This window comes from Apilactobacillus kunkeei DSM 12361 = ATCC 700308 (genome assembly GCF_001281265.1).
In the GTDB taxonomy this organism is placed as follows: domain Bacteria; phylum Bacillota; class Bacilli; order Lactobacillales; family Lactobacillaceae; genus Apilactobacillus; species Apilactobacillus kunkeei.
Genome location: NZ_JXDB01000006.1, coordinates 1 through 21,259 on the forward strand (window position 1 = coordinate 1; position 21,259 = coordinate 21,259).

The following is a 21,259-nucleotide window of genomic DNA, read 5'->3' on the forward strand; positions in this document are numbered from 1 at the left end:
TAAATCTTCTTCTTAGTCTATTACTTGCGACCTTGCCGCAAGTTCCTTTATAAGAATTATATTTTCTAATTTTTCGTTTATAACTATCACATAAAAGTCCTTCGTTCTTCATGATGCGAAGGACTTTTTTGTGATTAATATTATATCCTCGGCGTTTCAATTCAATAGTTACTCTTCTATATCCGTAATCTTTAAATTTATTTCTAATAACTTTAATCTCACTGATGACCTTTTGGTCATCAACTTCGTACTCACGTTGACACGCATCGTAATAACTACTACTAGACATCTCGGTAATATCTAATAACACAAATAATGGAACGTTCATTTCTCGCCTTAACTCATTTATTATTTGCGCTTTTTCTTTGTTGGTGATTTTTTGCTTTGAATCAAGGCGTCCAATTTTTCCAAGTATGCAACCTTAGCTTGTAAGTATGTTACTTGTTGTTCAAGTTGCTTATTCTTTTCGTCCACTGACATATTTTTATTATTCTTCATTTTAGGCGGTCTTCCTTTAGGTTTATTTAGGCGACCTTCAGCTGCTAAGCGTTCCCATTGATATATCACAAAAGGAGCACTTATTGCGAAATGCCGTGCGGCATTTGTTAATGATTCATGATTTTTAAGTCGCCAATTTATGACCTTTATTTTAAATGAATATTCATAATATGTTTTTGTATTTTTTGAGAAATATTCAATTCCAAATTGTTCAACTTTACTAATCCATTCATAAAGGGTCGCAGACCCTTTGATACCGTACTTATTAGTAATTTTTGTAAATCCTAAACCATTATAATAATCTTTAATGGCAGCTAATTTTAATTCTTTAGAAAACACAAAAGAACCCCTTAGGTTAGATTTCTCCAACTCAAGGGGTTCAGTTCACAATCATAATGATTGGTCTTTTTTTAGTCTTGATGTTGCAAAAACTCATTTAGATATTCTTGTGATAGTTGATATACCTTGGATGAACTGTATTTTTCATGAGGTTCACTCCAGATACATAGGGCGGAATCAATCTTTTGATTTCCCTTATAAATATCGGATGTGTTGTTGTCGTCCCAGATGCGTTCGTTCCATTTATCCAATAGTTCCTTCCAATGAAAACGAGATGGGTCAGTGTACATCTTTGGGAAGTTGATTACATATAGATAGTAGAAGTTACAATTAATGACTTTGAATCCATGATGGACTAATTGAGGAAGGGTGGTTCTTAATCTAATTAGTTCTTTTCGGTCATCAGAATCACTTTGTTGTCCGTTTTGACTCCAGTAGAAGACGGTAATGTTTTTGTGATACCTGTTGATGGTCCGTTTATGAAAACTATCATTCCAGGCGGTTAGTTTATAACCTTTTTGGTTCACAAATGAATCGATTGAGTTGATGTATTTAACGAAGTTATTTTCTTCAGTCTTGTTATCCAAGGAGATTTCATCAGCGCCCATGCCAATATGATTACCCTTAGGCAATAGTGGTAGGTATTCGGATAGGATTTTCTTAGAAAGCGTTAGAGTGCCTTTCTTGGACAGTTTAAACTCATTATATCCATCTCGATATACCAATTGTTTCTTTAAACGACGACCTGATTTGGTATAACTAAGCAGTTTTAAAATCCCTTTGTCGTGGCCAGGAATGTCGATTTCTGGAATCAACTCGATGTGTCTTTGTTGGGCATAGTTAATTAAACTCTTTAGTTGGGCTTTACTTAGAAATGCCTTGCGAGTCTTACGATTGAAATAGATACCATTTTTGACCTTGGCTTTTCTCGTAGTTTGACCCAGATAACTGTTCTCGACACCAAATCGTTCATTGTCGGTCAAATGGAGCAGCATGAATTTGGCATGATTTTTAGACAGGGTATCAATGTATTTACGGATTAATCTAGGTGAGTAAAACGATCGCGCACAATCCAATGTCATACCTTTATTGCCCTGAATGCTATTGGCCGATGATGTAATCCCAAACGAGAAAACAGTCGATATTACAAGAACGGCGATTAAACAAGCACTGATGATTTTCTTCACATTATCGCTTCCTTATACTTATATGATAATAAGTATATCATAATGAAATGGAAATGGAGATTTGTATAAAATTAAACACATTGTCTTTAAATCAAAAGAAAACGTTTGTAACGTTCTATAAACGTCTATAATTGCCGCTTTAATTACAATCTTCCTATGATACAATAAATCTATACACACAATATATTAAGGTGAATTAATATGGCCAATTATAGAACGCAAAGCGAATTAGATTTCGAAAAAGAAATTGTCCACCAATTAACTATTGGAAGTAATCAGTGGACAGAACGAAAAGATTTATATGAAGCTACACCCGATAAATTATGGGAAAACTTCAGAGAAAAACTTAATAGAAACAATATTGCAGCTTTAAAGCATAAGGAACTAACCGATGAGGAATTTAACCGTGTTAAAGCTCGCATCAGTAATGTGAAGAGCCCTTATGATGCTGCTAAAATCCTGGATGCCGAAAATGGAATTGGTAAGATTGAAATTCCAAGAGACGATGCATCACTAGGTACTGTGACATTAAACATATTCTGGAAGGCAGATGTTGGCGGGGGACATTCAAGTTATGAAATTGTTCGCCAAGCTATCAGACCACGTTCAAATGACGATGATTCAGATCGTCGTTTTGATGTGACTTTATTAATCAATGGTCTTCCATTAATTCAAATCGAATTAAAGAAATCAACAGTCGAAATTAACCAAGCATTTAACCAAATCAAAAAATACGCCGGTGAAAATAAATACACTGACATTTACTCATTATTACAAATGTTTGTCATCATGAGTCCTGACAGCTCAGCTTACTTTGCTAACTCTCGTCCTGATGAATTTAACAAATCGTTTGTCTTCAAGTGGCGTGATAAGGATAATAATCCGGTCGAAAATGGGATGGACTTTGCTAAGTCTGCATTGAATATTCCAATGGCTCATAAACTGGTTAGTGAATACAAAGCTATTGATGAAGAACGTAAGAAGTTATTACTACTTCGTCCATACCAAATCTACGCGATTGAAGCGGTGCTAAAACGTATTAAAGAACATGAGAATGGATACGTTTGGCACACCACCGGTTCTGGTAAGACCTTAACATCTTACAAGACCGCTAAGTTGGCCGCTCAAATGCCTTCAGTTGATAGAGTTGTCTTCTTAGTTGACCGTAAGGCATTAGATGACCAAACAGTTGGTAACTTTAGAGCGTATGCATCAAATGATGATATGACCATCAATAAGACCGACAATACTTCGAAGTTACGTCAGGCCTTATTAAAGGGTGGCAATAACATCATCATTTCATCGATTCAAAAGATGGCTAATTTAGTGAATGCTGAAGAACAAGCTCAAGATGAAGGTAGAAATACCAGAGTAGCTAAATCTAAGCTATTAGATAAACGCATTTGTTTCTTCGTTGATGAAGCTCACCGTTCTCAATTCGGAAAGATGCGTCAAGACATCAGCAATGCATTCAAGAATGCTAATTGGTACGGATATACTGGAACCCCAATCTTCCATGAAAATAGAAAGAAGTTCCAAGGCGACCGCGGTGTTACAACGCAAGAACTATTTGGTGAAGAATGCCACAGATATACCTTAGTAAATGCCCTAGAAGATCACGCTGTCTTGCCATTCAACGTTGAACATGTGAACACCATTACTAACGTTAATGAAATCGTTGAAGAAATCATGCAAAAGCAAGCAGCTAAGGAACTAAAGAAGAAGGGCCAAGAGCTAACGATTTCAGAAGAAAACGACATCAAGAATGAATTAAACGAAATGTCTGATTCTGAAAAGGAATCATACCTTCCAAACGATATATACGAAAACGATGAACATTTAGATCGAGTTGTTGATTACATTTTGACAACTGGACCTAAAAAGATGAGTTTGGGTAAAGGAAATTACAACGGAATTTTAGCTACTAGTTCAATTCCAATGGCAATTAGCTACTACAAAAAGTTAAAGGAACAAAAGAAATTACATCCAAATGAAGTGGATAAGGACTGGCCACGTGTTGCCATTACATACTCTTTAGCTGAGAATGATGATGCTCACAAGGAAAATATGGAAGGAATGGATGAAGCCATTGCCGATTATAACGCAATGTTTGACACTAACTTCCATAACAATAATGAAGAAATTAATCTTTATAATGAAGATGTTGCTAAGAGAACCGCACGTCGTGAATCTTATTATGCACATTTGAAACGTAATCAAGAAATTAATCTAGTGATTGTTGTTAACCGACTATTGACTGGTTTTGATGCGCCAAAATTGAACACCCTTTTTGTTGATAAGAATCAATTAGAATACGCTAACTTAATCCAAGCTTATTCTAGAACTAACCGTTTGGAAAATAATGATTTAAAACGTGAAGGTCAAATTGTTACGTTCAGAAAACCAGCACTTTCAGAAGAAAATGAAAAAGAAGCATACCGCTTGTATGGTGGTGAAGGGTCATATGAAGAACTAATGCGCCCCAAGTATATGGATGCGGTTGCTAAATTCAAGAGTGAGGTTGCTCATTTGAAACGTATCGCACCAAATGCTGATGATGCCGATGATTTAAAGGGTAAGGAATCTAAAGCTGATTTTGTGAAGACATTTAGACGTGTTAATACACAATTGAACTCATTAACAATGTATAACGACTTTACTTGGGATAATGCCGAAGAAGAATTCGGGATTAGTGAAGATGAAGTCCAACACTACATTGGTAAGTTTCAACGTATTAAATCTGAAATTCAAGAAAACCCAGACGATGATGAAGACGACGAACTAAGCAATCTGGACTTTTCACTTTCAATTGGATCGACCGTTCTAGTCGACTATGATTACATTACGGGGCTACTAAAAGAATTGGTAGATATGCGTAATAGTTATGATTCTGAAGAAGAATATCAAGAAAACATGACAGATTACCTCCAAAAAGAGGCTGAAATTCAAGAACAGATTAATAAGTATGAAAAATCTGGTCATGAAAAACAAGCGGTGTTATTACGTGAAATCCTATCATACTTGGATAATCATATGGTTGATCCGGACAAATTCGATGATTTTGTCGGTCAATACAAAAATAATAAGTTAAATGGATTGGTAAATGATTTTGCAGACAAATGGGGACTAGATGCTGAAGAATTAAAACGTGTCGCAATAGAACGTCACCGCAAAGTCGAAGAAGGTTCACACTTACAAAAACTAATTGATCATGGTGATTTGGACCATGCGGCTGAACACCAAGTCGATGATAGTCTAAAGATTCCAATTATTTACAACGCTAAAGCTAACAAAAGTATTAATGCATTTATCGATAAAGAAATTGATGCTTACTTATAAGGAGAATTAACATGGTAGAAGAAAAAACACAAAGTTTAGAAAGCGCACTATGGAGTGCAGCCGATGCTCTAAGAGGTAACATGGATGCCTCAGATTACAAGAACTATTTATTAGGATTGATTTTTTATCGTTTCCTATCAGTCAAAGCACTAAAAGCCTTTGCTGAAAGTAACCGTATGGATGAAAATAACCATGCTGAATTAAAAAAACAATACACTCAATTCTTGGACCCAAATAATATGATTGGTGACATCAAGACTAGAGAAGCTACTATTTAATCACTATTGAACAAGAACGGATACCACATTGAACCAGAAAACTTGTATAGTTCACTAATTGATAATATCAATGATGGAAGCTTTGAAATTGAACAACTAGAAACAGCATTACATGAACTAGAATTATCAACTAATAACCAAAGTTCACATGGTGATTTCGATGGATTGTTCCAAGACGTTGATTTACACAGCAATAAGCTGGGTGGAACTATTCGTCAAAGAAACCAGGCCATTAGTGAAACCATGTTGGCATTGAACAGCATTGACTTGTTTGGTCACAATGGGGATGTGTTGGGGGATGCATATGAATACTTAATCGCTCAATTCGCTAGTGATTCTGGAAAAAAGGCGGGAGAATTCTACACCCCAAGACAAGTATCTGATATTATTTCACAAATCGTAACTAACGAACGTAGTGAAGGTGATGAACAGATTAGAACCATTTATGATCCAGCTGTAGGTTCTGGTTCATTACTATTGAACGTAGCTCAGCACGTGGAGAAACCAGAATTAATTAAATATCACGGACAAGAACTAAATACTACTACCTATAATTTAGCTCGTATGAACTTGATGTTACATGGGGTTTCATATGAAGATATGAACCTAAATAATGGTGATACATTGGATAAAGACTGGCCGGTAGAAGAACCCTACCAATTTGATGCTGTTGTCATGAACCCACCTTACTCTGCTAAGTGGGATAATGACGATTCACGTCTAGCCGATCCAAGATTTAGAGATTATGGAGCATTACCTTCTAAATCTAAAGCTGATTTTGCCTTCTTATTACATGGTTTATACCATTTGAAGGACAACGGAACGATGGGAATTGTTCTTCCACATGGAGTCTTGTTTAGAGGAGCTAAGGAAGGTAAAATTCGTGAAAAATTAATCGAAGATAACCGAATTGATGCAGTAATTGGATTACCGGCTAACATCTTCCATTCGACTAGTATCCCAACAGTGATCTTAGTATTGAAGAAGAATAAGGATAATTCTGACGTCTTATTCATTGATGCATCTAATGAATTTGAAAAAGGAAAGAATCAAAATAACATTACTTCAGAAAATATTCAAAAGATTGTGGATACTTATAAGAATCGAAAAGATGTGGATAAGTATGCACATGTTGCCAGTTACGATGAAATTAAGGAAAATGATTTTAATTTAAATATTCCACGTTATGTTGATACTTTTGAACCTGAACCAGATATTGATATTAATGAAGTTAAGCAAAGTATCGCCGAAATTGATGAGGAAATGGCAAAGATTCAAAAAGAATTTGATACAATGGCAGCTGATTTAGTAGAAACGGATGTGAATATTAATGACAAAGATTAAGGTACCTCGATTAAGGTTTAATGAGTTTAGTGGTGGATGGAGAGAAGAGAAGCTAGATAACTTAAGTGAAAGGATAACAAGGAAAAACAAGGATTTAGAAAGTGAATTGCCGTTGACTATTTCTGCTCAGTTTGGATTAATTGACCAAGAAACTTTTTTCAATAAAAAAGTGGCCAGTAAAGATTTAAGCAACTACTTTTTGGTAAAGAATGGAGAATTTGCATACAATAAAAGTTACTCAAATGGATACCCATTTGGAACTATTAAAAGTTTAAAAAAATATAATATGGGCGTTCTTTCGAGTTTATATATTGTGTTTGATATTAAAAAAAATAATAATCATCTATTTTTTGATTCTTTTTTTGATTCAAGTCACTGGTATAAAGAAGTTTCTACTAAAACAACAGAAGGTGCAAGAAATCACGGATTATTAAATATTTCACCACAAGAATTTATGAATATTAGGATTTTATTTCCTTATAACATTAGCGAACAAAAAAAAATAGGTGACTTCTTTGCAAAACAAGACAAACTAATTGAACTTCAAACACAAAAGGTGGATCAACTAAAGAAACTAAAGCGTGGATACTTACAGAAGATGTTCCCACAAGAGGGTGAAACAGTACCTCGATTAAGATTTAGTGGATTTAGTGGGGAATGGAAGGAAGATAGAGGAAATAAAATATTCTATAGTTTTTCTGAAAAGAATCATGAAGACTTAAAACCACTTTCAGTTACTCAAAATCAGGATGTTCTATACAGAGATTATTTAGATCCCGCACTATCTTATGATATTAATAAACTTTCTACTTACAAAATGGTTGAAAAAAATGATGTGATAATAGGATTAAGATCATTTATTGGAGGATTTGCAATTTCTGATAAAAAAGGAATAGTTAGTCCAGCTTATACGATTCTAAAATTTAGAGATGCTGTATGGGATTTTTATTTTACTAAATATTTATTTACAAATTATGTATTTATTGAAAGTTTGAAGAAAATAACTTATGGTATAAGAGTTAATGGGAGAAGTATAAGTTATAACGACTTTTCTAGTCTTATGTTAGTTTATAACGATAACATTAAAGAACAACAAAAAATAGGTGAATTCTTTGCAAAACTAGATAAATTGATTGAAGAACAATCCAATAAGCTAGATCAATTAAAGCAACAGAAGAAAGCTTACTTACAAAAGATGTTTATTTAAATAAAAAAGACAACTTAGTCATTTGATTGATAAGTTGTCTTTTTGTAATTTTCTTAATAAAAATTTAACATTCTTTACTTTTTCTTAATATTTTCATATAATACAGAAGTAGGTAGTCATTCCAGATGATTTATCTTAATGTTTATTATTTACAACTCTCTATAAATCTAATTGTGCACCTCTCTATGTAATCACGCACAAATTAGGTTGGCCCGTCCACTTAAAGGACGGGCTTTTTATTTACTCTATTTTATTTACTCTATTTTATTTATGAATAATGATATACTTAATTTATTATAAACTTGGAGGATGCTATGAGAATTAAAGGAATTATATTAGCAATAATCGGCTCAATATTTTGGGGTATGTCAGGAACTGTTGCGGAATATCTTTTTGAAAATCACTTGGTAACACCAATCTGGTTGGTAGGTACTAGATTATTTGTTGCGGGACTTCTTCTTTTATGCTGGAGTCGGATAACTACGGGAGAATCAATTTTTAAAATTTGGCATAATAAGAGAGAAATACTTACATTGATCGCCTTTGCACTTTTAGGAATGCTTCCTTCCCAACTTACATATTTTATGGCAATTAGATATGGTAATGCTCCAACCGCAACTGTCCTACAATTTTTAGGACCCATTTTTATTATGGGATACGTTACGGTTTTTAATCATAAGTTACCTAACTTGGCTGAAATAGTTTCAGTAATCTTGGCTTTAGCTGGGACTTTCTTGTTAGTAACTAATGGACACATTGATTCACTAGCTTTATCAATCGCTGCGATTGCATGGGGGATTGGAGCTGGTGTCAGTCAGGCATCTTATACTTTAATTCCTGCTAAATTGTTATCAATCTTTGATGATAAATTGATAGTAGGGTGGGGAATGCTATTAGGTAGTTTACCGCTATCTGGTTTTGTCTTAAGTACATCTGCTCCTAAAGTATCAATGATCACAATAATTAGTATTGTCTTCATTATTGTATTTGGTACGATGTTGGCATACTTGCTATATTTGATGAGTACGAAGTATATCTCACCATCAGTGACAGGTATGTTAAGTGCTTTTGAACCATTGACTGCTACTGTCTTATCAGTTGCTTTTCTTGGTACACATTTGGCTCCTGTGCAGTTATTGGGTGGTTTATTTATAGTTGCTACAGTATTTGTACAAACGATTTTTAATAGGAAGAATTAGTGAATGTTATTCGTAGTGTCAATTGTATTAATGGTATAATAATTATTATTTTATAATGACGCTTATAAAAGTTTTACAATGTTTAATATTTTATGAGATGAGGTAGTAAATGAGAAGGATTTATATTGTTGAAGAAAAACAAAAAGAAGAAGGATTTACACTGTCAACTATAATGTTTTTAGCTTTCTTACTTTGTATTTTTATTGGATTACCAATAGTACTAATTTATGATTTTATAGTCGGACCTACTGAGCGAGAAATTTATGAAGGCTGGGGAAACTATGAAAATAGAAGTGTTGATATTCAAGTATATCAATTAGGTGGATTGTATAACACATCAAAAGGTAAAGACTATCGAGTGGATTTTATTGTTCACAAAAATAATAAAGTGATTAAATCTATGTATTATGATGATGAGGATAAATTTAATAAAAAATATAAGCTAATACCTATAGAAGGAGAGTGGAGGGATCAAGACATTAATAGATTTCCTTACAATGTAAAAGACTCTATGTTTGACGATTAAGAATAAATCTGTCTTTGACAAAAATAAAAAAGGATTGTAATTAAAAATTACAATCCTTTTTTATTTATGGAGGCGGCGGGAGTCGAACCCGCGTCCGAGCATATCGCCATTTGAATATCTACGCTCATAGGGATACTATTTGAAGTTTCACTGACCAAAGCACCGTATTCCGGGGTTAACATGATCAGCTAACCTGATTAATCTCTTTTACTTAACTTCAGGTATGAGCAAGTAACGTAAGCCTATTAATTATAAAACCCAAGTTAGCCCCTAGGCAAAGCTAGTTGGATTGTCGTAGACTGCTTATTAGGCAGCTAAAGCGACGTTGTTTGAATTATTGTTTGCAGTTATAATTTAAAAACTGGACGGTTGAGCAGACGCCGCTGCGAACGCAATCCGAATTCGAACTATACCCGTCGAATCCATAACGCCCCCAAATGGTACATATTCAATAGTACCATATTTATCGCAATAGTGAAAAGACATTATCATACAAATTATATTTAGGATGCGTTGAGTGCCTGTTTATTGTTATAATGGATAGTATACCTAAATAAATGAGGGTGAATTAATGAAAAGCAATTCAATTGCAAACGAAAATGTGCCACACTTTTACGTGCGTTTAAAGCACCGTAAGATGGAAAAATGGTATGTCAATGAAATGCAAGCGGGGAAGCATCAACGTAAAGCATTCAATCATTCAGACGAAAAAGCAAAATTTGAAATTGATCAAATCGGTTTTTACCAAAAACATCTATGGTTTCACTTTGAAAACGAAAGTGATGTTGGATGGATTCCTAACAAATTCATTCGAAAGAACTACAGAATCTTAAATCTACAGGCCAGTAAGGATAATACCGAGGCTTCTAACGAAGAAAAGTCGTTATCTGTATTGGTTCATTTCTCTAGACCAGATTTTGATGTGTACGATAAGTTAGGCAAGATTACTGATAACTTGTCCGATGCAACATTTAAAAGCATCCTAGTTAATAGTGTTGGATCATATAAGGACTTGACTAAGAAGTCATACCGTCGTGTGAGAAGCCAGATTAATCGTAACCGTCCGGTGATGTTATGGGGCAGACGAGACAATCAATGTATTGTTCTATTTGGTTTTAACCACCGCGTCTTCTTCTACTTTGATCCAGAAGATGGTTTGAACAAGACGATTACAGTTAAGGAATTAACTAAGATATGGAAACGAAGTGGCTACAAAGCCATCAGTTATTAGCAAACAAAAAAGACAGCCAAATGGCTGTCTTTTCCTTTATTATCACCCGCACGGGGATCGAACCCGTAACTCCGCCTTGAGAGGGCGACGTCTTAAACCAGTTTGACCAGCGGGCAATATCACTAATCAATCACTATATATTTATACTACTATTCATCTTTAAGACTGTCAATGCTGATAGGCGTTGACATAAGGGTATTTTTAGTATTATGATTAAATATGTTATCAATTATTGAGTATTCGCCAAATTGGTAAGGCAGAGGACTCTGAATCCTTAATTTACTGGTTCGAATCCAGTATACTCAATTTCTAAGCGTACATAAAAAGCACCGTCACTGTTAGGTGATGGTGCTTTTTTATGTACAATTTTATAGTTATATTATTTTTCTTTTAAGAAATTCTAAACAATCCACCAACTTCCCATCCATTTGCTTTCAGTATGTTAGAATCGAGTTGAACGAAGGATAAGGGGTGATTAGTTTGCAAATTATCAGTGATGTATTAGCGTTAATTGTTGCGATTGAAGCATTATTCATCATGATTTTGGAAATGTTCTTTAGTCGTACCAAGATGGCTCAAAAATCTTTTGATCTATCAATGGAATACCTATTTACACCTGATACCAAAATTAGTATGGCTAACCAAGGACTATACAATGGTTTTATTGGTGTCGGTATTCTGATGACGATGTTTGTTCTACCACAATCCATTGCAACTTTTAATCTATATCTATTTATAGGATTTGTGGTTGTTGCAGCTATCTTTGGTGGTTTAACCGCCAACAAGAAGATTATCATCACACAAGGTTTGCCAGCCGCATTGGCATTGATCTCATTATTCATAACAAATAACATTTAAAACACAAACGTCACTGGATAGTGACGTTTTTTATTAAAAAAATCCTTATCATATGGCAGATAAGGATTCTTAGAGAAGATTATAGTATATGTAAAACCAACACGATTAAGGCAGTTAAAATTGTCTTAATCATTAGTGGCCAGTCAATTACGTCTAACGTGAAGAGAATGACTTCGAAAACAACGAAGACAATCTCAGAAATGGCTAGCTTCTTTAATTGCACTTTCTCAGAAAACATGACGATTAGTTGCGCAATCAAGCAAATTACTAGGGTGATTAGTGATAGGACGTAAAACCAACTATATATTTGGGAAAATCCCTCAGTTACCATTCGATTAGAGGTCTTCAAAAGGGTTATGCCAAATATTAGACTAGAGATTAATAGGTATAAATTTGCGAATATACATAGAAATCGGACAGTCTTATTGTTATTCTTTTTCAATTTTTCTCCCCCTTAGTAGTTATCAGATATATTGAAAAGGAATATTCGTATTTTACAACTTTAATATGAGAGAAAGGTAAAGCGAAAATTTAGAATGAAAGATGAAAATAAAAAATCCTTTTTCTTATATGACAATTTTATAAAGTGAAATAATCAATTCAATTGCTAAATGCTTTGATATGGGGGATTGATGCCTTTAGAAAGATTTAACCATTATAACGAAAAATTATACAAGGTGTCTAAAAATGGCATTTATATTTTATTGTATTCTTATTTGCAGAATTGTTGATCAATTCCTTTGTTTTATTTCTTAAGTAGGCAAATGTTATAAAATAATAATTTGAGAATTGCTATATTTCGTAAAAGTAATAAATGTGTAATATTTTTATAAAAGTCCATTAAGCCCCTGTATTATAAGGGACTTTATGTTACAAGAATGTTAAAAATCACATCATCCTTAAATGAACCTTAAAATTTTCTTTAAAAATAATTAGATAAAGTATATAATTTCTTTTGTTTCAATTATAAATGATTAGTTAGGAGTTTTTAAGTTATGAATTATAACCAAGATTCAAAGTTACATTATAGAATGTACAAATCTGGAAAATCCTGGGTAATTGCTGCAGTTGTGGCTGTTACCATGGGAACTGGTTTCTACATGACTCAAGCAACAGCTCATGCTGATGCAAATCCTGCGACTGATAAGACGACTGTTCAAGCTACTGTCCAACCAACAGCAACTACCACAGCTGCCCAACAAGGCGCTGGTTCAAGTACAACTACTACCAAGAGTAGCGATGATAAAGGTGGAACTGCTACTTCAACCGTAACTACTGGAGAAGCCAGTGCACATAGTGACACTTCTGATAGTAAGAACACTAAAGAGTACAAGAATCCAGCTGGTACCAATGCTGCCAATTCAAATGGTACTGATTCTACCACTAATAACCAAACTGTTAACGCATTAAACGCTACTCCAGTTACTGGAAATGACAGTACTAATAGCCAAACTACCAGTAACAACGTTACTGTAGCAACTGAAGATACAAAAAATACTACTAATACTACCAATACAAATATTAATGGCAAAGATGATAATGCTACCAAGACTACTACATACAAGAAAGTTGCATTAATCAAGCCTAGATCATTTACTGAAAATCAAATTAAGCAATTTAGTAAGTTCAATGTTCCTGTTAAGTTTAGTAAGAAATACGTAACTAATATTGACGGTTACCTAACTGCTGATACTTGGTACCAACCAAAGAAAATTTACCGTAATGGTAAGAAGTGGTCTAAGTCAACCAAAAAGGACTTCAGACCTATTTTAATGTACTGGTGGCCAAGCAAGACAGTTAAGGCTAATTATGCTAATTACTTTAACAAATCTTTAAATATTAATGATAAGAAGAAATATACTGCTAAGAGTAATTCTAAGAAGCTTACCAAAGCAGTTTTGAATATTCAAACTAATATTGAAAAGACGATTACTAAGACTAAGCATGTTAAATGGTTACGTACATCCATGACTGGTTTTATCAAGACACAAAGCATTTGGAATGCTAAGAGTGAAAAGCCAGTTTATGGTTGGGGAAATCTACAAGGTGGAAGCTTTAAATACGTTAACAGTAAGAAAACTAAAAACGCTAATTCTAAGTACAGATTGCTAGGTCGTGCTTACACCATGCAAACTAAGAATAACTATAAAAATTATGAATTGTTATTAGCTAACGATATTGATAATTCAAATCCAACGGTTCAAGCAGAAGACTTAAATAACTTCTACTACCTAATGAATATCAGTTCAATTTTAGGTAAGGGTTCAGATGGTAACTTTGATGGTGGTAGAGAAGATGCTACTGGTAGTATGGATTATGATATTACTCAACTAATCGAAAACTTCCAAGTTAAGCGTTTTAAAATGACTTCAGATGCGAAAGCCAATGCTCATTTGAACTTACTTGAAGATGGTGCTCCAGAATCACGTGTATCTGTTGCTCGAGACGGTAACAAAGGCTTGACTCATGATATGGATAACACTAACACATTAGTATATCCATATACTCTAGCACCAGGTAAACGTAGCCAACTTAGCCAAGTTATCACTAATGACTGGGTAAACCGTGGTGATGATTATACTGAAAATCAAGTTACACCAAACTACTCGTTCCTAAATGTTCATGATGGTGTTCAAACATTTATTGCAAACATCATTTCTGATATTTCAAAGGATAATCCAAATGCTCCTACTAAGGCAGTTTTGGACAAAGCTATCAATATTTATGATCAAGATCAATTTAATACTAACAAGAAGTATGCGGAATACAACATTCCAGCAGCATACTCATTGCTACTTTCTAACAAGGATGTAGTTCCTCGTGTTTACTATGGTGATTTATACCTAGAAGGTGACCAATACATGGCTACCAAGTCACCATACTTTGACTCAATTACCACAATGCTTAAAGACCGTGTTAAGTATGTTTCAGGTGGACAACAAATGAGAATGCATGGAAATGACATTTTAACTTCAGTTCGTTTCGGACAAGGTGACTTAACACCAACTAGTACTAGTGCACAAGGTCGTTTATCTGGTTACTTATCAGTAACTTCAAACAATCCTAAAGTATTAGTCAATAGTCCAATTAAGATTTACATGGGAGCAGACCATAAGAATCAGGAATATCGTCCTGAACTAATGACAACCAAAGATGGTTTAACTGTATTCCACAATGATCAAGAAGCAAGCAAGTACGTTGTTAAGACAGATGCTGATGGTTACTTATACCTAGATAACACTCAAGTATTTGGTGCAAGTAATCCAATGGTCTCAGGTTACCTATCAACTTGGGTACCAGTAGGAGCAAGTGATAACCAAGATGTTAGAACTCAAGCTTCTACTAAGAAGAGTAAGGATGGCAAGACATTCCATTCAAATGCAGCTTTAGATTCACATGTTTCATATGAAGGATTCTCATCATTACAACCAATCACTAATGATAACAGTAAGAAGACTGATGTCGTGATTGCTCAAAATGCAAGCCTATTCAAGGAACTAGGAATCACTGATTTTGAATTCCCAGGTCACTACATGCCAGTTCACAACGATTCATCATTCGTTGATACTACTGAAGAAAATGGATATGCGTTCTCTGATCGTTACAACTTAGGTATGGATGGTAAATCAACTAAGTACGGTACTGTGGATCAATTAATCGATGCCAATAAAGCATTACATGCTCAAGGTGTTCACACATTAACCGACTATGTTATGAACCAATTATATGACTTAAACGGTAAAGAATTGACAACAGTAACTCGTATCGATGGATTTGGTAAGAAACCTAAGAGTAAGAAGAACCAAATCAACAATGCATTATACGTTGCAAGTACAAAGAGCAGTAAGAAAGATTACCAATACAAGTTTGGTGGTAAGTTCTTGTCGATGTTGAAGAAGAAGTACCCTTCATTATTCAAACAAAAACAAAAATCAACCAACAAACCAATTGATGCTAACACACACATCAAGATTTGGAGTGCTAAGTACATGAATGGTACTAGCATTCAAGGTAAAGGTATGGGTTATCTTCTAAAGAAGAATGGCCAATACTTCAAGTTAAACAAATAATAAGTTAATAAAAAAGAAGCTATCGTTTGATAGCTTCTTTTTTTACTTAACAGTAGCACCAAGGCTACCTTTGAAATGGTTTAATGCAAAGTCATGACCAGCTTGAGTTAATCCGGCGACACCTTTTTCATGAACAACCACGTTGTAGTTTAAATTATAAGCAGAAATTGCAGTGTGCAATACACAGATGTCTGTGCAGACCCCAACTAGGTGTAGTGTATCTACTTTTCTTTCACGTAATCGAAGATCTAAATCAGTTCCGGCGAAAGCACTGTATCTAGTCTTGTCATACATATAGACTTTTTCTTCATCCTTGTGCTCGTTATACCAGTTATTTAATTCGCCGTAAAATTCACGTCCCCAAGTATCTTTTAAATTGTGAGGAGGGAATAACTTAGTTTCTGGGTGATAAGGGTTATTTTCTTGATGCAGGTCGGTTGGTAGGATGACCCACTTGCCAGCTTGACGAAATTCTTCCGCTAGATCAACGATGTAGTCAACCAATACTTGACCAGGTTTTCCAACGGTTAATTTTCCTTTATCATCAACGAAATCGTTTGTGTAATCAATAATCAGTAGGGCTTCATTACTCATAATGGATAACTCCTTAATTAAATTACTACTTATTATATATTAATAATTAATAACATTCACTTTTATTAATCGAAAACATAAGAAAAAAGTAGGACAAACTGTCCTACTTAGAATTTCAATAAGTCTAAATCCATCACGTTTAAAATGTTTGCGATAATCACAATCCAATTAATGATTACTAATTCAAGATTAATATCTGTAGTAAACATACAGGTAGCGAAGAAGATCAGTACTAGGATTCCTAAAAATACTTCTTTGGCTAATATGCTTCTTAAAAAGAAATTGAAAATAATTTGAATAAGATAGCAAATCGCGAGGATAAAGAATATTAAGCCGATCATATCGGCATTTTCAATGTCGAGACCATCTGAAAATGTGTATATCGTTCCGGTTGCAGTATATAGGGCAACTAGGAAGAATTCACATATTGAGATAATAATTGCGGCGATTTTACTGTTCATTTTATAGCTCCGTTTTTATACTAACAGTATAAAATAATACTATTTATAATAAAACACGTCAAGATGTTGCTTTTTATAGAATAAAAATTTTATTATAGTTAATGTTGAGTCTATTCAAAAGATAAATCTAAGAAATATTTACCTAGATCTAAGATATGACTGGTAGAAATCCAGACGTCATTGAATGCCATTGAACTTGTATCGGTCATTTCACTGAAATAATCCAAGAGGTGACTATTTTCCTCTAAAAATGCTCGATTCATTCGATTAGCTCTAATTCTGTTCTTGGGAAAGAATAGGTCAGGATTACCGACAGCAACGTCATCTTGGATGAGCATTTGAATGGCATTGTTGTACTTATTGTTATTAATGATGACCTTATCAGGATTGTTTTTGACAAACGTTAAAACGTTTCTAAGTGCATCTGAATTGCTTCCCATAGTATTACTCCTTTATTTGTATTTAATAAAAGGGTTCAATTCCTTTTAAAATCTACGACTAGAGTATATAATAATCTTTTGAATTTTAAAACGGCAATCAATAAAAAATCGTTCGGAGTGAATGTAAATATGATAAAACTTGCTAAAAAGTATTTAGTATGGTGGGCAGTACTTGCGGCTGTCTTATTTATGGTTGTACAAGTCTCAAGTGATTTGTATTTACCAACTGTTACTTCTAACTTAATTGACAAGGGTGTTGCTCAAAATGATATTCATTATATTTGGACACAAGGCCTTAAGATGTTAGGAGTTGCATTTATCGGGGTATTAGCAGCAGGAGGAAACATTTTCTTTGCTGCCACTCAATCTCAAAAAATGGGAAAGAAGATTAGATCGGCTTTATACCGCAAAATCATTTATTTAGCTGATCAAGACTTGGATAAATTTGGTGATGCATCATTAATTACCAGAAATACTAATGATGTTGTTCAAATCCAAAACGTAATGATTCAAGTATTAAGAATGATGGTAATGGCACCAATTATGTTGGTAGGTGCAATGGTATTGGCCTTTGTTAAGAGTCCACATCTTACTATTGTCTTCTTATGTGCATTAAGTGTCTTATTAGTATCTGTATTTGTCATTATGTCATTTGCGGGTCCATTGTTTAAGAAATTACAAGGTCAAACTGATAAATTGAACTTAGTATTTAGAGAAGGCCTAACCGGTGTTCGTGTTATCCGTGCATTTAATCGTGATCAATATGAACAAGACCGTTTTGATAAATATAATAATAAGTATGCTAAGACTGGGATTAAAGTTTTTATGCTAACTTCACTAATGTTTCCACTTATGACTTTGATATTAAGTGCTACTAATGTTGGAATTGTTTGGTTTGGTGCCAAAATGATTTCAACTAACTCATTGGCAGTTGGTAACTTGGTATCGTTTATGACTTATGCTACACAAATCTTGATTAGTTTTATGATGCTATCAATGCTTTTTGTATTTATTCCAAGAGCGCAAGCATCTGCTAGTCGTATTAATGAAGTGTTGGATGTTGAAGATTCGATTATAGACTCTAAAAATCCAGTTGAACCCAAATCCAATGTTGCTAGTCTTTCATTTGACCATGTTAATTTTAAATATGGTGATAGTACTAAATTAGCGTTAGAGGATGTAAATTTCTCGGCTAAAGCTGGACAAACGGTTGCTATTATTGGGGAAACAGGTTCAGGTAAGTCTAGTTTGGTGAACTTGATTCCAAGACTATATGATGTTTCTGGTGGAGAAATCAAAATTGATGACACTCCAATCAAGGACATGTCGCAAAAAGAACTTCACAAGTTAATATCAATCACTCAACAAAAGGCAGTTTTATTCACAGGTACTGTTAGGGAAAACATGATGTATGGGAATGAAAATGCTACTGATGATGAAGTTTGGCATGCACTAGAAATTGCTAAAGCTGATGACTTCGTTAAGGAAGAGGGCGGATTAGATGCCCGCGTCGAACAAAATGGTGACAACTTCTCTGGTGGTCAAAAACAACGTTTGGCAATTGCTAGAACTATTCTAAAGAATGCAGATATATATGTATTTGATGATTCATTCTCAGCATTGGACTTCAAGACTGACGCCGAATTAAGACAAGCATTAAACAAGGATGAAAAGATTCAAAACGCTGTAACAGTCATTGTTGCGCAAAGAATTTCAACTGTTGCCGATGCTGATGTCATCTTGGTATTGAACAATGGTAAGGTCGTTGGATCAGGTACTCACGTAGAACTATCCAAGGACAACCCATATTACCGTGCTATCTTAGACTCACAAATTAAGAAGGGAGATGACGACCGTGCATAATCATGGAAAAGGAAAAGGCGCTAAAGCAGAAAACTTTTGGTCAGCAACGTGGCGTTTAGTGAAGTATGTTAAACCATGGATGCTAGGAATCGTCTTCACATTAATCATGGCAATTGCTGCGGTTGTCTTACAAATTGTTACTCCTAAGATTTTAGGGGAAGCGACAACCGAAATTTATAAAGGTGTGATGAAAGCCTTTGTAATGAAGAAACAAGGTTTACACATTTCTTCAATTCCAATCGATTTTACAGCGGTTGGGCATATCCTAATTACAGTTGCTTCATTATATATCTTGGCTGCGTTATTCAACGTTGGTCAACAATTCATTATGACTTATATTTCTCAAAAGGTTGTTTACCAATTGAGAAAAGATTTGAAAGCTAAGCTAGAACGTTTACCAATTTCATACTATGATACCCATTCTAATGGGGATATTATGTCTAGAATGATAAATGATATGGATAATATTTCTACAATGCTTCAAACTAACCTAACTCAATTTATCACCAGTGTGCTTCTATTCTTTGGTGTTTTGTATATGATGTTAACAATTAGTTTTTCATTAACATTGGTTGCCATCTGTACATTACCATTGATTGGGATTATCGTCGGTGTAGTTGCTCCTAAGTCACAACGTTTCTTCAGTAAGCAACAAAGTCATTTAGGTGATGTTAACAGTCAAGTTGAAGAAAACTTTGCGGGTCATACAATCATTAAGACTTTTAATCGTGAAGAAGAAGCAATTAAACAATTCGAAGAACAAAATGATAAGTATTACAGTTATGCATGGAAGGCACAATTCGTTTCAAGTTTTATGTTCCCATTGATGAACTTCGTTAAGAACTTAAACTACGTTTTTGTTGCTATCTTTGGTGGGATTAAGGTTGCTGCAGGTGCAGTTACTTTAGGTAATGTTCAAGCATTTTTACAATACGTGAACATGTTTAACCAACCAATCACTAATTTAGCTAACTTAACTAATACCATTCAATCAACTATTGCATCTGCCGAAAGAATTTTTAAAATTCTAGATGAACCAGAAATGCAGGATTCAGACGTTAAGTTGGCTCACGAAGACACCAACGATAAGATTAAGTTTGAAGATGTTAACTTCAGATATGTTGAAGACAATCCTTTAATTAAGGACTTTAACTTAGATGTACCAAAAGGAACTACTGTTGCAATTGTCGGACCAACCGGGGCTGGTAAGACCACTATCATTAACTTGTTAGAACGTTTCTATGATATTGATTCCGGTTCGATTAAGTTAGATGGTATCGATACTCGTGAATACTCACGTAGTGAACTTAGATCACACATATCAATGGTTCTACAAGACAGTTGGTTATTTACTGGTACCATTTTCGATAATATTAAGTATGGTAATGCCAATGCAACTGACGAAGAGGTATATCAAGCTGCTAAAGAAGCTCAAGCCGATGAATTTATTGAAAAGTTACCTGATGGATATAATACTGTGCTAAATGAAGATGCTTCTAATGTTTCTCAAGGTCAACGTCAATTAATCACAATTGCACGTGCATTCCTTGCTAACCCAGAAATCCTAATCTTGGATGAAGCAACTAGTTCAGTTGATACTAGAACTGAGTCATTAATCCAAGACGCAATGGATCGTTTGATTCAAGGTCGTACTAGTTTCGTTGTTGCACATAGATTATCAACTGTACAAAACGCTGAAAAGATTATTGTGATGAACCATGGACAAATTAGAGAAACAGGTAACCATAAGACATTAATGGAACAAAATGGTTTCTACGCTGACTTATACAACTCACAATTTATTGGTAACAATCTATAATTAGGT

The 21,259-nt window shown here is 34.3% G+C and carries 16 protein-coding genes, 2 tRNA genes, 1 other RNA gene and 1 pseudogene; 11 read left to right on the top strand and 9 right to left on the bottom strand.

From position 1 onward, the window contains the following. The 3 genes from RZ79_RS02235 to RZ79_RS02245 form a co-directional block, all read right to left on the bottom strand. A partial coding sequence (locus RZ79_RS02235) for an IS3 family transposase (RefSeq protein WP_155457558.1) occupies window positions 1-328 on the bottom strand: 328 nt, incomplete at its 3' end. Between the two features lie 20 nt (window positions 329-348). Then, window positions 349-837 carry a helix-turn-helix domain-containing protein gene (locus tag RZ79_RS02240; protein WP_054449801.1) on the bottom strand — a complete coding sequence of 163 codons (489 nt, stop codon included), beginning with the start codon at window positions 835-837 and terminating at the stop codon, window positions 349-351. A gap of 71 nt (window positions 838-908) precedes the next feature. Then, complete coding sequence (locus RZ79_RS02245; protein WP_155457559.1) at window positions 909-2,024, bottom strand: family 20 glycosylhydrolase; 1,116 nt, start codon at window positions 2,022-2,024, stop codon at window positions 909-911. Between the two features lie 201 nt (window positions 2,025-2,225). Here RZ79_RS02245 and RZ79_RS02250 point away from each other — a divergent pair, with 201 nt between their 5' ends. The 5 genes and pseudogenes from RZ79_RS02250 (at window position 2,226) to RZ79_RS02270 (ending at window position 9,917) form a co-directional block, all read left to right on the top strand. Beyond that, window positions 2,226-5,363, top strand: coding sequence for a type I restriction endonuclease subunit R (locus RZ79_RS02250; RefSeq protein WP_054449803.1), 3,138 nt, complete (start codon window positions 2,226-2,228; stop codon window positions 5,361-5,363). Between the two features lie 11 nt (window positions 5,364-5,374). Beyond that, window positions 5,375-6,985 (top strand): annotated as a pseudogene (locus tag RZ79_RS02255) (type I restriction-modification system subunit M). Further along, on the top strand, window positions 6,972-8,192 hold the full coding sequence (locus RZ79_RS07295) for a restriction endonuclease subunit S domain-containing protein (RefSeq protein ID WP_054449804.1): 1,221 nt from the start codon (window positions 6,972-6,974) through the stop codon (window positions 8,190-8,192). The pseudogene RZ79_RS02255 and the gene RZ79_RS07295 overlap by 14 nt, the downstream one beginning before the upstream one ends. A 314-nt stretch (window positions 8,193-8,506) precedes the next feature. Continuing rightward, the gene (locus tag RZ79_RS02265; protein WP_054449805.1) at window positions 8,507-9,391 is read left to right on the top strand and encodes an EamA family transporter; all 885 of its coding nucleotides are present in this window, start codon (window positions 8,507-8,509) and stop codon (window positions 9,389-9,391) included. A 109-nt stretch (window positions 9,392-9,500) separates the two neighbouring features. Then, complete coding sequence (locus RZ79_RS02270; RefSeq protein WP_054449806.1) at window positions 9,501-9,917, top strand: hypothetical protein; 417 nt, start codon at window positions 9,501-9,503, stop codon at window positions 9,915-9,917. Window positions 9,918-9,981: 64 nt separating this feature from the next. Here RZ79_RS02270 and ssrA read toward each other — a convergent pair. Beyond that, window positions 9,982-10,352: a transfer-messenger RNA gene (gene ssrA, locus RZ79_RS07140) on the bottom strand. A 136-nt stretch (window positions 10,353-10,488) separates the two neighbouring features. Between ssrA and RZ79_RS02275 the strand changes: the two genes are divergently transcribed. Beyond that, a complete protein-coding gene (locus RZ79_RS02275) occupies window positions 10,489-11,148 on the top strand; it encodes a cysteine peptidase family C39 domain-containing protein (RefSeq protein WP_054449807.1) in 660 nt (219 codons plus the stop codon). 42 nt (window positions 11,149-11,190) lie between these two features. On the opposite strand, the gene RZ79_RS02280 is transcribed toward RZ79_RS02275, so the two are convergent. Continuing rightward, window positions 11,191-11,264 (bottom strand) — tRNA-Glu (locus RZ79_RS02280). A gap of 117 nt (window positions 11,265-11,381) precedes the next feature. Here RZ79_RS02280 and RZ79_RS02285 point away from each other — a divergent pair. Both RZ79_RS02285 and RZ79_RS02290 read left to right on the top strand, forming a co-directional pair. Further along, window positions 11,382-11,454, top strand: a tRNA-Gln gene (locus tag RZ79_RS02285). A 174-nt stretch (window positions 11,455-11,628) separates the two neighbouring features. After that, window positions 11,629-12,006 carry a DUF1304 domain-containing protein gene (locus RZ79_RS02290; protein WP_054449808.1) on the top strand — a complete coding sequence of 126 codons (378 nt, stop codon included), beginning with the start codon at window positions 11,629-11,631 and terminating at the stop codon, window positions 12,004-12,006. Window positions 12,007-12,085: 79 nt separating this feature from the next. Here RZ79_RS02290 and RZ79_RS07255 read toward each other — a convergent pair whose 3' ends face one another. Next, a complete protein-coding gene (locus tag RZ79_RS07255) occupies window positions 12,086-12,448 on the bottom strand; it encodes a hypothetical protein (protein WP_054449809.1) in 363 nt (120 codons plus the stop codon). A gap of 553 nt (window positions 12,449-13,001) precedes the next feature. On the opposite strand from RZ79_RS07255, the gene RZ79_RS02300 reads away from it, so the two are divergent. Further along, window positions 13,002-16,076 (top strand): glycoside hydrolase family 70 protein, encoded by a 3,075-nt coding sequence (locus RZ79_RS02300; RefSeq protein WP_054449810.1) that lies wholly within the window; start codon window positions 13,002-13,004, stop codon window positions 16,074-16,076. 42 nt (window positions 16,077-16,118) lie between these two features. On the opposite strand, the gene RZ79_RS02305 is transcribed toward RZ79_RS02300, so the two are convergent. The 3 genes from RZ79_RS02305 to RZ79_RS02315 all read right to left on the bottom strand — a co-directional run bounded on the left by RZ79_RS02305 (window position 16,119) and on the right by RZ79_RS02315 (window position 17,571). Then, complete coding sequence (locus RZ79_RS02305) at window positions 16,119-16,673, bottom strand: cysteine hydrolase family protein (protein ID WP_181399640.1); 555 nt, start codon at window positions 16,671-16,673, stop codon at window positions 16,119-16,121. A gap of 104 nt (window positions 16,674-16,777) precedes the next feature. Next, window positions 16,778-17,131 carry a hypothetical protein gene (locus RZ79_RS02310; protein WP_054449811.1) on the bottom strand — a complete coding sequence of 118 codons (354 nt, stop codon included), beginning with the start codon at window positions 17,129-17,131 and terminating at the stop codon, window positions 16,778-16,780. 110 nt (window positions 17,132-17,241) lie between these two features. Then, window positions 17,242-17,571: a hypothetical protein gene (locus RZ79_RS02315; protein WP_054449812.1), complete on the bottom strand. Its 330-nt coding sequence runs from the start codon at window positions 17,569-17,571 to the stop codon at window positions 17,242-17,244. A gap of 129 nt (window positions 17,572-17,700) precedes the next feature. Here RZ79_RS02315 and RZ79_RS02320 point away from each other — a divergent pair, with 129 nt between their 5' ends. After that, window positions 17,701-19,434, top strand: a complete 1,734-nt coding sequence (locus tag RZ79_RS02320) for an ABC transporter ATP-binding protein (protein ID WP_054449813.1) — start codon at window positions 17,701-17,703, stop codon at window positions 19,432-19,434. Beyond that, window positions 19,418-21,253: an ABC transporter ATP-binding protein gene (locus tag RZ79_RS02325; protein WP_054449814.1), complete on the top strand. Its 1,836-nt coding sequence runs from the start codon at window positions 19,418-19,420 to the stop codon at window positions 21,251-21,253. The genes RZ79_RS02320 and RZ79_RS02325 overlap by 17 nt, the downstream gene beginning before the upstream one ends. The last annotated feature ends 6 nt before the right edge of the window (window positions 21,254-21,259 follow it).

Excerpts from the sequence above, each read along its gene's own strand:
- RZ79_RS02265 (WP_054449805.1), top strand. The coding sequence starts at position 8,507 with ATGAGAATTAAAGGAATTATATTAGCAATAATCGGCTCAATATTTTGG.
- RZ79_RS02325 (WP_054449814.1), top strand. The coding sequence starts at position 19,418 with ATGACGACCGTGCATAATCATGGAAAAGGAAAAGGCGCTAAAGCAGAA.
- RZ79_RS07295 (WP_054449804.1), top strand. The coding sequence starts at position 6,972 with ATGACAAAGATTAAGGTACCTCGATTAAGGTTTAATGAGTTTAGTGGT.
- RZ79_RS02320 (WP_054449813.1), top strand. The coding sequence starts at position 17,701 with ATGATAAAACTTGCTAAAAAGTATTTAGTATGGTGGGCAGTACTTGCG.
- RZ79_RS02300 (WP_054449810.1), top strand. The coding sequence starts at position 13,002 with ATGAATTATAACCAAGATTCAAAGTTACATTATAGAATGTACAAATCT.
- RZ79_RS02270 (WP_054449806.1), top strand. The coding sequence starts at position 9,501 with ATGAGAAGGATTTATATTGTTGAAGAAAAACAAAAAGAAGAAGGATTT.
- RZ79_RS02250 (WP_054449803.1), top strand. The coding sequence starts at position 2,226 with ATGGCCAATTATAGAACGCAAAGCGAATTAGATTTCGAAAAAGAAATT.
- RZ79_RS02310 (WP_054449811.1), bottom strand. The coding sequence starts at position 17,131 with ATGAACAGTAAAATCGCCGCAATTATTATCTCAATATGTGAATTCTTC.
- RZ79_RS02275 (WP_054449807.1), top strand. The coding sequence starts at position 10,489 with ATGAAAAGCAATTCAATTGCAAACGAAAATGTGCCACACTTTTACGTG.
- RZ79_RS02315 (WP_054449812.1), bottom strand. The coding sequence starts at position 17,571 with ATGGGAAGCAATTCAGATGCACTTAGAAACGTTTTAACGTTTGTCAAA.